This is a genomic window from Hydrogenophaga pseudoflava (genome assembly GCF_004353865.1).
Lineage (GTDB): Bacteria > Pseudomonadota > Gammaproteobacteria > Burkholderiales > Burkholderiaceae_C > Hydrogenophaga > Hydrogenophaga pseudoflava.
The window spans coordinates 1,410,496-1,423,059 of sequence record NZ_CP037867.1 but is presented as its reverse complement, the minus strand read 5'-3'; the positions used below and the strand labels follow the sequence as shown (position 1 = coordinate 1,423,059).

11 protein-coding genes are annotated in these 12,564 nt (G+C 68.1%); 4 read left to right on the top strand and 7 right to left on the bottom strand.

Translation table 11 applies throughout. The features are described from left to right. Nucleotides 1–42 precede the first annotated feature (42 nt). Nucleotides 43–1,422: a prephenate-dependent tRNA uridine(34) hydroxylase TrhP gene (gene trhP, locus HPF_RS06980; RefSeq protein ID WP_133156146.1), complete on the top strand. Its 1,380-nt coding sequence runs from the start codon at nucleotides 43–45 to the stop codon at nucleotides 1,420–1,422. A gap of 7 nt (nucleotides 1,423–1,429) precedes the next feature. Here trhP and HPF_RS06975 read toward each other — a convergent pair whose 3' ends face one another. From HPF_RS06975 to HPF_RS06965, 3 genes are all read right to left on the bottom strand, one after another. Then, nucleotides 1,430–2,572 (bottom strand): M48 family metallopeptidase, encoded by a 1,143-nt coding sequence (locus HPF_RS06975; protein ID WP_133156145.1) that lies wholly within the window; start codon nucleotides 2,570–2,572, stop codon nucleotides 1,430–1,432. An 11-nt stretch (nucleotides 2,573–2,583) separates the two neighbouring features. Beyond that, nucleotides 2,584–3,747: a YjgN family protein gene (locus HPF_RS06970; protein WP_165961660.1), complete on the bottom strand. Its 1,164-nt coding sequence runs from the start codon at nucleotides 3,745–3,747 to the stop codon at nucleotides 2,584–2,586. A 102-nt stretch (nucleotides 3,748–3,849) separates the two neighbouring features. Continuing rightward, nucleotides 3,850–4,251, bottom strand: a complete 402-nt coding sequence (locus HPF_RS06965) for a hypothetical protein (protein ID WP_133156143.1) — start codon at nucleotides 4,249–4,251, stop codon at nucleotides 3,850–3,852. A gap of 112 nt (nucleotides 4,252–4,363) precedes the next feature. Here HPF_RS06965 and HPF_RS06960 point away from each other — a divergent pair, with 112 nt between their 5' ends. After that, on the top strand, nucleotides 4,364–5,191 hold the full coding sequence (locus HPF_RS06960; RefSeq protein WP_133156142.1) for a helix-turn-helix domain-containing protein: 828 nt from the start codon (nucleotides 4,364–4,366) through the stop codon (nucleotides 5,189–5,191). Beyond that, entirely contained in the window at nucleotides 5,188–6,069 is an 882-nt protein-coding gene (locus HPF_RS06955) for a Rossmann-like domain-containing protein (protein ID WP_133156141.1), read from the top strand. The genes HPF_RS06960 and HPF_RS06955 overlap by 4 nt, the downstream gene beginning before the upstream one ends. Before the next feature lie 13 nt (nucleotides 6,070–6,082). Here HPF_RS06955 and HPF_RS06950 read toward each other — a convergent pair whose 3' ends face one another. The 4 genes from HPF_RS06950 to HPF_RS06935 all read right to left on the bottom strand — a co-directional run bounded on the left by HPF_RS06950 (nucleotide 6,083) and on the right by HPF_RS06935 (nucleotide 11,462). Further along, nucleotides 6,083–6,679: a hypothetical protein gene (locus tag HPF_RS06950; RefSeq protein WP_066149772.1), complete on the bottom strand. Its 597-nt coding sequence runs from the start codon at nucleotides 6,677–6,679 to the stop codon at nucleotides 6,083–6,085. Between the two features lie 150 nt (nucleotides 6,680–6,829). Further along, nucleotides 6,830–9,427 carry a bifunctional aconitate hydratase 2/2-methylisocitrate dehydratase gene (gene acnB / locus HPF_RS06945; RefSeq protein WP_066149770.1) on the bottom strand — a complete coding sequence of 866 codons (2,598 nt, stop codon included), beginning with the start codon at nucleotides 9,425–9,427 and terminating at the stop codon, nucleotides 6,830–6,832. 41 nt (nucleotides 9,428–9,468) lie between these two features. Further along, nucleotides 9,469–10,452: an HpcH/HpaI aldolase/citrate lyase family protein gene (locus HPF_RS06940; protein WP_243721698.1), complete on the bottom strand. Its 984-nt coding sequence runs from the start codon at nucleotides 10,450–10,452 to the stop codon at nucleotides 9,469–9,471. 23 nt (nucleotides 10,453–10,475) lie between these two features. Then, on the bottom strand, nucleotides 10,476–11,462 hold the full coding sequence (locus tag HPF_RS06935; protein ID WP_066149765.1) for a malate dehydrogenase: 987 nt from the start codon (nucleotides 11,460–11,462) through the stop codon (nucleotides 10,476–10,478). Nucleotides 11,463–11,651: 189 nt separating this feature from the next. Between HPF_RS06935 and HPF_RS06930 the strand changes: the two genes are divergently transcribed. Beyond that, nucleotides 11,652–12,476, top strand: coding sequence for a GntR family transcriptional regulator (locus HPF_RS06930; protein WP_066149762.1), 825 nt, complete (start codon nucleotides 11,652–11,654; stop codon nucleotides 12,474–12,476). The last annotated feature ends 88 nt before the right edge of the window (nucleotides 12,477–12,564 follow it).

Below are 12,564 nucleotides of genomic sequence, written 5' to 3'. Positions count from 1 at the left end.
GGCAAGCACACAACCGGTCGATGCGGGACAATCCACCCCCTGATGAAAGCCCCCGAACTGCTCCTGCCCGCCGGCTCGCTGCACCGCATGCGCGCCGCCTACAACTTTGGCGCCGACGCCGTCTATGCCGGCCAGCCGCGCTACAGCCTGCGCGCGCGCAACAACGAATTCCGCCTCGAACAGATTGCGGAGGGCATCGCCGAGGCGCACCAGCGCGGCAAGAAGTTCTTCGTCACCAGCAACCTGATCGCCCACAACGACAAGCTGCGCACCTACCTGCGCGACCTGCAGCCGGTGGTGGAACTCAAGCCCGACGCGCTGATCATGGCCGACGCCGGCCTGATCATGCTGGTGCGCGAGCAGATGGAAAAAGGCCTCTGGCCCGAGGTGCCGATCCACCTCTCGGTGCAGGCCAACACCACCAACAGCGCGGCGGTGAAGTTCTGGCAGAAACAGGGCGTCAGCCGCATCATCCTCAGCCGCGAGCTGAGCCTGGACGAGGTGCAGGCGATCCGCAACGACTGCCCGGACATCGAGCTGGAAGTGTTTGTGCACGGCGCGCTGTGCATCGCCTATTCGGGCCGCTGCCTGCTCAGCGGTTACTTCAACCGGCGCGACCCCAACCAGGGCACCTGCACCAACGCCTGCCGCTGGGAATACAAGACCCAGGCCGCGACCACCGACACCGACACCGGCGACGCCGCCCCGGTGGCCACACTCGACGGCTTCAACTTCGCACAGGAAGACGAGGAAGCCGCCAGCGCCTTTTCGACGACGGGCTCAGGCCAGCGCCACCCCGAGGCCAACAAGGTCTGGCTGATCGAGGAAGCCGGCCGCCCCGGCGAGCTGATGCCCATCATGGAAGACGAGCACGGCACCTACATCATGAACAGCAAGGACCTGCGCGCCGTCGAGCACGTGGGCAAGCTGGCCGCCATGGGCATCGACTCGCTCAAGATCGAGGGACGCACCAAGAGCCACTACTACGTGGCGCGCACCGCGCAGGTCTACCGCCGCGCCATCGACGACGCCGTGGCCGGCAAGCCGTTCAACCCCGAGCTGCTGCTCGAACTCGAAGGTCTGTCCAACCGCGGCTACACCGGCGGCCTGATGGAGCGCCGCCCGGCGCAGGACTACCAGAACTACATCACCGGCCACAGCGAAAGCCACCGCAGCCAGTTCGTGGGCGAGGTGCTGCAGGTGCGCGAAGACGGCTGGGCACAGGTCGAGACCAAGAACCGCTTCGCCGTCGGTGACCGGCTGGAAGTCATCCACCCCAGCGGCAACCGCGTGGTGCAGCTGGACGCCATGCGCAACCAGGACGGCGAGGCCATCGACGTGGCCCAGGGCAGCCCCATCAAGGTCTGGGTGCCTCTGGCGGCGCCCAGCGAAGGCGCGCTGATCGCCCGGTTGATCGCCTGATTGGCTTTCAGCGCGCCGCGTCGCGGAAGAAGGCGGTGCGGTCCTCGTCTGCCGGGTGCGAGGCGAAGCCCAGGCCCCAGAAGCCGCCCATGTCCTCATCGCCGTCGAAGCCCGTCTTCTGCTCGGCCTTGCACACCGGCGCGCTGCCCGCCGGCACGGGTTTGAGGATGTCGTCGCCGCAGCGCTTGAACAGCGCAAAGCGCTCGAACAGCCGGGTCATCACCGCTGGCGACAGACCCGCGTCGCGCAGCACGGTCACGCTGTAGGCGTCGGCCTCGCGCTCGGCCTCGCGCGAGTAGTGGGCCTGGCCCAGCCAGAGCGGTACCGTGGCCAGCACGCCGCTGTAGTCGCCCCAGAGCGTCGAGGTGACGAAGCCCAGCACGCCCACCTGCACCAGCATGCGCACGCCATGCCGATGCTGCACATGGCCCAGTTCGTGCGCCAGCACGCCCGCGATCACCTCGGTGTCGTGCTGCAGCAGCCGCGCCATGTCGTCGGTCAGCAACATCGTGCCGCCCGGCAGTGCCAGCGCGTTGGGACCGATGTCTTCGCTGTCGCGGATCAGCAGACGCGAGGGCCGCACCGCCACGCCGCGCGCCGCCTGGGCCGCCGTGTGCGCGCGCAGCACCCGCTGCCAGGCCTGCTCGATGGCCTGTTGCTCCTGGGCGCTCAGCTGGCTGGGCTTCACGAAATCGTCGACCTGATCCAGCACCGTCTCGCCGATCTGCTGCTCGACACCGTCCGGGAAGCGGTCGGCCACCGCACGCGCCGCCCAGGGCAGGCCCCAAACGTAGCCAGCCACGCTCACTGCCACCAGCAGAAGCAGGCTGGCCAGCACGCCGCGCCAGCTCTGCTGCAGCCGCACCACCACCGATTCCACGTGACCCGCATCGCGGACCCAGGCGTCCCAGGCCGCCGCGTCGTCGGACTGGATGCTGCCGCCGTCGGGCAGCTGGGCGATGCGCGGCCCGCGCCGCGTGCGCTCGGGCCATTGCACCCGCCGGGCCTCGATCACGCGGTCCACGTCCGGCCCTTTCAGATGCAGCCGCCCACCTTCGATCGAGGCCAGCACCTCGCGCGGGCGGCTGCTGCGGCCGTCGAAATAGCGGACCGCGAGGCCCTGGCTCGCGGACGGGGCCGAGGTGTCCATGCGTGCCGTGCTCAGAGGCCCACGTCCAGACCGAAGAAATCGCCGGCCGCGTCGCCCGCCGCCTCGGCGGGCCGATCGTGTTCCGCCGCCAGCAGGGCCTGCATGTCGGTGACGGTGCGCACGTGCACCGCCTCCAGCCGCAGGCGCGCCATGGCCACCTTGGCGAAGGGCCAGTACAGCCCCAGGGTGATGCCGATCAGCAGCCCGTTCTTTATGCTCATCCAGAGCATGTCGCGAAAACGCAGCTGGCTGATGAAGCGCATCTGGCCATTGCCGGTCTTGGTCCAGACCAGGTTCTGCAGGCGGGTGGTGATCCAGGGACCGATGCCCAGGAACATGAGCACCCAGAAGCCGACCACCAGGACAGGCAGCACCCACATCATCTCGCCCAGCAAGCCGCCCAGCGCGTCGGCGCTGCCGAAGCTGGTGACGACGTACAGCGCGATCAGCCCCATCACCCCGGCGAACAGCAGGAAGGGCTTGATCGCCAGCAGGTAGAACGAACCCACGCTGGCGCGGAAATCGGTCTGCAAGGGGCCGAGCGCGTAGTGCCGGTGCTGGTAGGCCTTCATGCGCCACAGCAGCCACGGCAGCGTCAGCACCAGCAGCACAAACGCCCCACCGAAGGACGCCATCACCCATTCGGGCGGGGCCTGCTCCGGGTCTTCGGGGATGGCAAAGGTCAGCAGCACCATCGGCAGCACCACCAGAAACGGCGGCAGGTGCGCGAGGTAGGCGTCGCGCAGCGAGCCCACGAAGCGGAACCGCAGGCCCCGCCAGCTGGTGTTGCCCATGCGGAAGGCCATGGACGAACGCCACAGGGCCGGCCACAGCGCGGCCAGCGCCACGAAGGCCACCAGGCTCGCCACGGCGGAGAAGCTGCTGGCCCAGTTGTAGAGCACGAACAGCACCCCGACCAGCACCCAGCCCTTGAACATCTGTTTGGGGTCGCCGTGAAAACCCAGCGGATCGCCGTCCACCAGGGTGTTGCCCCAGAAGTAGCGCTGGCGCCGCACCTTGGCCCAGGGCCAGTACAGGCCCAGCGTGACCAGGAGGAGGAGCAGGTTGACGATCCAGATGCGGAAGTACTCGCTGCCGGAGCCGGTGAATTCGATGGGCAGGCGGCGGACGGTGGCGACGGAGGAAGGCTCGATGTGGTTGTCGTTGAAAGGCATGTGACAGCGGGACAGTGGTGACAGACGCGGCATTGTGCCTCCCTGCCACCGGCGTCCCGCCGCGGCTGTCGCCTCCCGGAACCCGCCCGGCGGACCGAAGGCTCAGGCCATTGCCAGGCCCTGCGCCCGTCGTGCGCCGGCCCACTCCAGCTCGGCCAGGACCAGCACCATCAGCGCCTGCGCCAGCACCCAGCCCAGGCCCAGCGCGGTCAGCGACAGGCCGGCACCGAAGGCCAGCCAGAGGCTCGCCGCGACCCAGGCGAAGTTGCCCACCGCCAGCAGCTTGACGCCGCCCGCCGGGGGTTCGGCCCGGCTCGCGAGCCAGGCGGCCAGTGAGGCCGCGCCGAACACGACCAGCGCCGCCACCTGCAGCCAGGTGGCCGGAATGCCGGTCCAGCCGGACAGCGGTTCCGACAGCGCCAGATGGGACAGGCCCATGCCCAGGCAACTGGCGGCATCGAGCCAGAGCACGCGGCGCAGGGTGGAAGCAGAGACAGTGAACATGGTGGACTCCTTGAAGTGAAACGATGGGAGCCCGATGCTCGCGGCGCCAGGGCATGGCGTCCATGACCTCGCGGGTCATGGTTCGCGCGGCGTCCGGGCCTACCATGTGCCCATGTCGAACGCCGCCTTTCCCCACGCCAGCCGCCGCCTCTCGGTCGGCGACCACCTGCGCCACTGGCGTCAGCTGCGCCACCTCAGCCAGCAGGACCTCGCCCTCGACGCCGAGCTCTCGACCCGCCACCTCAGTTGCGTGGAGACCGGCAAAGCCAGCCCCAGCCGCGAGCTGGTGCTGCGCCTGTGCGAACGGCTGGCGGTGCCGCTGCGCGAGCGCAATACGTGGCTGGTGGCGGCCGGCTACGCGCCCATGTACCGCGAACAGCGGCTGGACGAGCCGGCGATGGACGCGGCGCGGCGCGCGGTGCAGCACATCCTCGACAGCCACGAACCCTGGCCCGCCGTGGCCTTCGACCGCCACTGGCACATGGTGCTGTCCAACCGCATGGTCGCGCCGCTGCTGACCGGCGTCGACCCGGCCCTGCTGCAGCCGCCGGTGAGCCTGCTGCGCGTGAGCCTGCACCCGGGCGGCCTGGCGCCGCGCATTGCCAACCTCGACCAGTGGCGCGAGCACCTGTTCGCGCGGCTGCAGCAGCAGATCCGCGCCACCGGCGACGAGGCCCTGGCGGACCTGCTCGCCGAGCTGCGCGCCTACCCGGGGCAGGCGCCCGGGTCGGCGGCGCGCCTGGCCGGCGAGCACCCGGGGGTGCTGATGCCCTTCCTGGTCCATACCCCGGCCGGCGTGCTGCACCTGATCAGCACCACCACCGTGTTCGGCTCGCCCGCCGACATCACCTTGCAGGAACTGGCGCTGGAGACCTTCTTTCCCGGCGACGAGGCCACGGCACAGGCGCTGCGCGCGCTCGCCGCTACCATGGCCGCATGAACCTGCGCCAGAACCGGACTCCGATCTCCACCGCCCTGCTCCAGCAGCTCGCCGCCATCGCCACCCGATGGCCGAGTCCGAAGGTCCGGCGCCTGCACATCCCGCAGCGTCCCGGCGAACCGGGCGAACACGACGCCGAGTTCTGCGCCATCGAGCTGGAAGACGGCGCCTTCGGCCTGTCCTACATCCTGCTCGGGGGCACGCTCGACCACCTGCTCGCCCGGCACGGCAGCGACCGACACGACGCGCTGGCGGGCGCCGACCCGATGGCACTGGCGCAGCGGCTGACCGGTGGCGACGAGGTGGAGCGCGCGGTCGCGCTGGCCGCGGTCAACGCGCTGACCGACTCGGTCTGGCGACGCATCGGCTACACGCCACCGCCGGCCGGCAACTCGCTGGGCGATGTGGTGCTCGGTCCGCAGGACCACCTGGGCATGATCGGTTTCTTCCCGCCGCTGGTGCGGCGTGTCGACGAAGCCGGCGGACGCCTCACCGTGGTGGAGATGAACGCGGAGATGGTGGCGCGGCAGCGGGAGCGTTTTCCGAAGGTCCACATCACGCTGGACCGCTCGGCGCTGGCCGCCTGCAACACCGTGGTCGGCACCTCGACCATGCTGCTCAACGATTCTCTGGACGAGATGCTGGCGGCGGCACCGAACGCCACACGCTTTGCCGTCATCGGCCCCTCGGCCGGGCTCTGGCCCGACGCGCTGTTTGATCGTGGCGTGACGCTGTTGGGCGGCACGCAGGTGGTCGATGGCGCCGCCTTCGCCGAGGCCATGGCCACCGGTGCGTCGTGGAGTTCTGCCAGTCGCAAGTTTGCGATTGCGCGCGACGGCTGGCCGGGCTGGGCGGCCCTCACGGGCGGCCCGGCCTGAAACGGACACCCGATCAGAAGGTGCGCGTTTCGTTGCGGCTGCCCGCCGCGATGGACAGTCCCCATTGCGCAAAGGTGATGGTGGAACCGTCGGAGGAGCCGTTGAAGCGCACGCCCAGCGCCTCCTCCCCATCGATCCAGAGCACCTGGCTGGTGGTGGCCCCCTGCGACACGGCCACGGGCACCCGCTGGATCACTTCCCCCCGGGTCATGCCAGGGCGCAAGGCCAGGAAGGCCTGGTAGAGGGTGCCGGTGCCGCCACCGCCATTGCCCGCAAAGCGGAAGGTGCGCAGATAGGAGCGCCCGGTGGTGCGGTCGGTCCAGCGGGCCGTCGCGATCCGGTCGCCGGAGAAAGTCACCTCCAGGATTTCTGTATCGGTCTCCCAGCGCAGCACCGAGGCCGAGGTACCGGACACCGGCGCCCGGTTGACCAGGCGCTGCACATCGTCCCGGGTCATGCCGGCGCGCAGGTCGTTGAAGGCGGCGTAGAGCGGCTGGTCGTCGCCGTCATCGCCACCACCACAACCGGCCAGCGCCAGCCCGAGGCCGGACAGAAGACCCAGACCCAGCTGGCGACGGCTCAGCGCTGGATAGCGGAATGGCTTGTTCATTGTGAGTTCCTCCTGATGTATTGAAAGGCGTGGCAGGACGTCCCGCCACGTCCGGGCCGGATGTTAGCGGCGGCCACCCTGTGCCAAACCGTCACCAGCCATGAAAAACGGCCCCGAAGGGCCGTTTTTCATTCATCGAAGGGATGCCGATCAGGCCACCGTCTTCGCGGTCTCCACGTACTCCTCGATCTGGTCGAAGTTCATGTACTTGTAGATCTGGTCGGCCTTGGCGGTGATCACGCCGGTGGCGGCCAGGTACTCTTCCTTGGTCGGCAACTTGCCCAGCTTGGACGCCACGGCGGCCAGCTCGGCCGAGCCCAGGAACACGTTGGTGTTCTTGCCCAGGCGGTTCGGGAAGTTGCGGGTGGAGGTGGAGATCACCGTCGCGCCTTCGCGCACCTGGGCCTGGTTGCCCATGCACAGCGAGCAGCCGGGCATTTCGGTGCGGGCACCGGCGGCGCCGAAGTTGGCGTAGTGGCCTTCCTTGGTCAGTTCGGCCGCATCCATCTTGGTCGGCGGTGCCACCCACAGCTTGACCGGGATGTCGCGCGCGCCGCCCAGCACGGTGGCGGCCGCGCGGAAGTGGCCGATGTTGGTCATGCACGAACCGATGAAGGCCTCGTCGATCTTGGTGCCGGCGACTTCGGACAGGAACTTGGCGTCGTCCGGATCGTTCGGGCAGCAGACGATCGGCTCGGTGATATCGGCCAGGTCGATCTCGATCACGGCGGCGTATTCGGCGTCCTTGTCGGCTTCGAGCAGCTCGGGCTTGGCCAGCCAGGCCTCGACCTTCTCGATGCGGCGCGCCAGGGTCTTCGCGTCCTGGTAGCCGTCGGCGATCATGTTCTTCATCAGAACGATGTTCGACTTCAGGTACTCCTGCACCGGCTCCTTGTTGAGCTTGATGGTGCAGCCGGCGGCCGAGCGTTCGGCGGAGGCGTCGGAGAGCTCGAAGGCCTGTTCCACCTTCAGGTCGGGCAGACCTTCGATTTCCAGGATGCGGCCCGAGAAGATGTTCTTCTTGCCGGCCTTGGCCACGGTCAGCAGACCGGCCTTGATGGCGTACAGCGGGATCGCGTGCACCAGGTCGCGCAGGGTGACGCCGGGCTGCATCTGGCCCTTGAAGCGGACCAGCACCGACTCGGGCATGTCCAGCGGCATCACGCCGGTGGCGGCGCCGAAGGCCACCAGACCGGAACCGGCCGGGAAGGAAATGCCGATCGGGAAGCGGGTGTGCGAGTCACCGCCGGTGCCCACGGTGTCGGGCAGCAGCAGGCGGTTGAGCCAGCTGTGGATCACGCCGTCGCCCGGGCGCAGGGACACGCCGCCGCGGCTGCTGATGAAGGCCGGCAGTTCGCGGTGGGTCTTCACGTCCACCGGCTTCGGGTAGGCCGCCGTGTGGCAGAAGGACTGCATCACGAGGTCGGCCGAGAAGCCCAGGCAGGCCAGGTCCTTCAGCTCGTCGCGGGTCATCGGGCCAGTGGTGTCCTGCGAACCGACGGTCGTCATCTTGGGCTCGCAGTAGGTGCCGGGGCGCACGCCCTGGCCTTCCGGCAGGCCGACGGCGCGACCGACCATCTTCTGTGCCAGGGTGAAGCCGGCCTTGCTCTCGGCGGGCGCCTGCGGCAGGCGGAACTGGGTCGAGGCGGGCAGGCCCAGGAACTCGCGCGCCTTGGCGGTCAGCGAGCGTCCGATGATCAGGTTGATGCGGCCGCCGGCGCGCACTTCGTCGAACAGCACGTCGCTGCGCAGCTTGAACTCGGTGACGGTCTCGCCGTTCTTGACGATCTTGCCGTCGTAGGGCATGACTTCAATGACGTCGCCCATCTCCAGCTTGCTCACGTCCACTTCGATCGGCAGCGCGCCGGAGTCTTCCTGCGTGTTGAAGAAGATCGGGGCGATCTTGCCTCCCAGCGTGACGCCGCCGAAGCGCTTGTTCGGCACGAAGGGGATGTCCTGGCCCGTGGCCCAGATCACGCTGTTGGTGGCCGACTTGCGCGAAGAACCGGTACCGACCACGTCGCCCACGTAGGCCACGAGGTTGCCCTTCTTCTTCAGATCCTCGATGAACTGCATCGGGCCACGCTTGCCGTCTTCTTCGGGCTTGAAGGCCGCGTCGGGGCGCGTGTTCTTCAGCATCGCCAGGTAGTGCATCGGGATGTCCGGGCGGCTCCAGGCGTCCGGGGCGGGCGACAGGTCGTCGGTGTTGGTCTCGCCGGGCACCTTGAACACGGTGACGGTGATGCTCTTGGGCACTTCGGGGCGGGTGGTGAACCACTCGGCGTCGGCCCACGACTGCATAACTTCCTTGGCCTTGGCGTTGCCGGCCTTGGCCTTCTCTGCGACGTCGTTGAAGAAGTCGAACATCAGCAGGGTCTTCTTCAGACCTTCGGCGGCGACGCCTGCCACTTCGGCGTCGTCCAGCAGCTCGATCAGCGGGTGCACGTTGTAGCCACCCACCATGGTGCCCAGCAGCTCGGTGGCCTTGGCCTTGGAGATCAGGGCGACCTTTTCGTCACCATGGGCCACGGCGGCCAGGAACGAGGCCTTGACCTTGGCGGCGTCGTCCACGCCCGGCGGCACGCGGTGCGTCAGCAGGTCCAGCAGGAAGGCGTCTTCACCGGCGGGCGGGTTCTTGATCAGTTCGATCAGGGCGGCGACCTGCTTGGCGTCGAGCGGCAGCGGGGGAATGCCCAGGGCGGCGCGTTCAGCGACGTGGGCGCGGTAGTCGGTCAGGAAGGTCGACATGGCGTTCTCCGGTGGGGTGGGTGATGGTTGGTGTTCGAAAGTCATGCAAGAAACCAGCCGCGCACGGTCTCGGGCAGGGCATGCCCGGTCTGGTGCGCGCGCTCGATCACTTGCCAGTAATAGCGGTAGCTGGCGCGGTCGTGCAGCCGGCCTTCGTACTGCACCGGCGCCCAATCAGCGGCCGCGGCGCGTTCGACGATGGCCAGCGCGGTCTCGATTTCTGCCTCGGCGGGTGAAAACGCGGCGACGATGGCGCGGATCTGGTCCGGGTGGATGCTCCACATGCGGGTGTAGCCGAGTTCGGTGGCCGCCTTGCGCACGGCGTTCTGCAGCGCGGGCAGGTCCTTGAACTCGGTCACCACGTTGTGTGAAGGCACCTTGCCGTGCGCGTGGCATGCCGCCGCCATCTCGATCTTGGCCCGCAGCACGTGCGGGTGGCTGAACTGCCCCGCCAGCGTCATCGCCGAGGCGGGAATCGCCCCGCCGTGGGCCGAGACGAAGTCCATCAGACCGAAGCTCAGGGATGCGACGCGCGGGTGGGCCGCGATGTCGAAGGCGCGGTGCACCGCGGCCGGCGACTCGATCAGCACATGCAGCGGCAAGGCGGCGGCGCCAGCGGCGTCCATGGCCGCCACGGCGCGTTCGACGTCGGCCACCGACTCCACCTTGGGCACCATGAGGTGGCACAGCCGCGCGCCGGCCTGACCGGCAATCGTGGCCACATCGGCCTCGAAGTGGGGATGGTTCACCGGGTGGACCCGGGCGGCGACGCGGGCGGCTGCTGGGGCGCCCAACGCCAGTTCCGTGACCAGGGCCGCGTGCTCGGCCTCACCACCGACGGGCGCCCCGTCTTCGCAGTCGAGCGTGACATCGAAGACGCAGGCGCCGAACTCGGCACTCAGTTCGGCCTGCAGCTGCAGGCTCTTCCTCATCCGCGCTTCGACACCGCTGTAGTGATCGCAGACCGGCAATGCAAATGCACCGGCCTGGGCTCCAACAAGGATGTCGCGCGGGTGAGGTTTCACGGAGTTACCAAGCGGTTACCAGCTCAGAGCAGGTGCTTGACGCCGTCCTTCTCGCCTTCGAGCTCGGCCAGGGTCTTGTTGATGCACTCTTGCGAGAAGGCGTCGATGGGCAGGCCTTCGACGATCTTGTACTCGCCACCTTCGCAGGTGACGGGGTAGCCGAACATGACTTCCTTGGGGATGCCGTATTCGCCATTGGACGGGATGCCCATGGTGACCCATTTGCCGTTGGTGCCCAGGGCCCAGTCGCGCATGTGGTCGATGGCGGCGTTGGCGGCGGAAGCAGCCGACGACAGGCCACGGGCGGCGATGATGGCGGCGCCGCGCTTGCCCACGGTGGGCAGGAACACGTTGGCGTTCCAGTCGTGGTCATTGATGGTGTCCTTGACAGACTTGCCGTTCACCGTGGCGAAGCGGTAGTCGGCGTACATGGTGGGCGAGTGGTTGCCCCACACGGCCAGCTTCTCGATGTCGCCCACGGCGCAGCCGATCTTGGCGGCGATCTGGCTGGCGGCACGGTTGTGGTCCAGGCGCAGCATGGCGGTGAAGTTCTTGGCCGGAAGGTCGGGGGCCGACTTCATGGCGATGTAGGCGTTGGTGTTGGCGGGGTTGCCGACCACCAGCACGCGCACATTGCGCGAGGCCACGGCGTTCAGGGCCTTGCCCTGGGCGGTGAAGATCTGGGCGTTGGCGGCCAGCAGGTCGGCGCGCTCCATGCCGGGACCACGGGGACGGGCGCCAACCAGCAGGGCGTAGTCGGTGTCCTTGAAGGCGGTCATCGGGTCGCTGTGAGCTTCGATGCCGGCCAGCAGCGGGAAGGCGCAGTCTTCCAGTTCCATGATCACGCCCTTGAGCGCGTTCTGGGCCTTCTCGTCCGGGATTTCCAGCAGCTGCAGGATCACGGGCTGGTCCTTGCCCAGCATTTCGCCGGAGGCGATACGGAACAGCAGGGCGTAACCGATCTGACCTGCGGCGCCAGTGACGGCAACACGGACGGGCTTCTTGCTCATGGTGAAAACTCCAGAAGGGACGTTGGGAAATTGAAATATCGATGGGGCTTGACCCCTTGGACAGCCCGCGAGTGTACCCGCGTAAACCCGTAGGCGTCAATTTGTCTTATGTCTTATATAAGATATGATTGCACATCAAAAATAGCGGGCCACGGCGTTGGGTCATTTGCCCGCTCACCCACCGACAACATGGCCTCCGCACATCCTTCGCAGCCCGACCTGTCCCAGGAGGAATCGCGCGCACCCGCCGACTCGGCGGGCACCGGACCGGCCGCGCCTCTTCCGCCAACACCGGCTTTCAGCCCCCTGTACCAGCAGATCAAGTCGCTGATCCTGCGCAGCCTGCAGGCAGGCGAATGGAAACCGGGCGACATGATCCCCAGCGAGTTCGACCTGGCCGCCCGCTTCCGCGTGAGCCAGGGCACGGTGCGCAAGGCGATCGACGAACTGGCCACCGACAACCTGCTGGTGCGCCGCCAGGGCAAGGGCACCTTCGTGGCCACCCACGCCGAACAGCACATCCAGTACCGCTTCCTGCGTGTGCTGCCCGACGCGAGCGCGCCGGAAGCCCAGGGCCCGGCCGAGCGGCGCATCATCGAATGCCGCCGCCTGCGTGGGCCGGCCGAGGTGGCCCGGCAACTCGACCTCAAGGGCGGCGACTCGCTGGTGCAGGTCCGGCGCGTGCTCTCGTTCTCCGGCACGCCTGCCATCCTGGAAGACATCTGGCTGCCCGGCGCGCCATTCAAGGGCCTGAGCATCGAAACCCTGTCCAGCGACAAGGGTCCCATGTACGCCCTGTTCGAAGCACAGTTCGGCGTGCGCATGGTGCGCGCGACCGAGAAGATCAAGGCCGTGGCCGCCGATGCCGATGCCGCAGCACTGCTGGGGGTCGAAGTGGGCCACCCGCTGCTGAGCGTGGAACGTCTGGCCTACACCTACAACGACGTGCCGATGGAACTGCGGCGCGGCCTCTACCGCACGGAAACCCGGCACTATCACAACGAACTGAACTGAGTCGCCAACGCGCCGGAGCCCGACACGTCAAGGCCAGATGTCAGGCCTGGGTATGCTGCGTTGCAATAGAATTTCAAGGTTTGTAATT

Coding starts and splice junctions, on each gene's coding strand:
- HPF_RS06950 (WP_066149772.1), bottom strand. CDS start 6,679: ATGAACAAGCCATTCCGCTATCCAGCGCTGAGCCGTCGCCAGCTGGGT.
- HPF_RS06975 (WP_133156145.1), bottom strand. CDS start 2,572: ATGGACACCTCGGCCCCGTCCGCGAGCCAGGGCCTCGCGGTCCGCTAT.
- acnB (WP_066149770.1), bottom strand. CDS start 9,427: ATGTCGACCTTCCTGACCGACTACCGCGCCCACGTCGCTGAACGCGCC.
- HPF_RS06955 (WP_133156141.1), top strand. CDS start 5,188: ATGAACCTGCGCCAGAACCGGACTCCGATCTCCACCGCCCTGCTCCAG.
- HPF_RS06935 (WP_066149765.1), bottom strand. CDS start 11,462: ATGAGCAAGAAGCCCGTCCGTGTTGCCGTCACTGGCGCCGCAGGTCAG.
- HPF_RS06930 (WP_066149762.1), top strand. CDS start 11,652: ATGGCCTCCGCACATCCTTCGCAGCCCGACCTGTCCCAGGAGGAATCG.
- HPF_RS06965 (WP_133156143.1), bottom strand. CDS start 4,251: ATGTTCACTGTCTCTGCTTCCACCCTGCGCCGCGTGCTCTGGCTCGAT.
- HPF_RS06970 (WP_165961660.1), bottom strand. CDS start 3,747: ATGCCTTTCAACGACAACCACATCGAGCCTTCCTCCGTCGCCACCGTC.
- HPF_RS06960 (WP_133156142.1), top strand. CDS start 4,364: ATGTCGAACGCCGCCTTTCCCCACGCCAGCCGCCGCCTCTCGGTCGGC.
- trhP (WP_133156146.1), top strand. CDS start 43: ATGAAAGCCCCCGAACTGCTCCTGCCCGCCGGCTCGCTGCACCGCATG.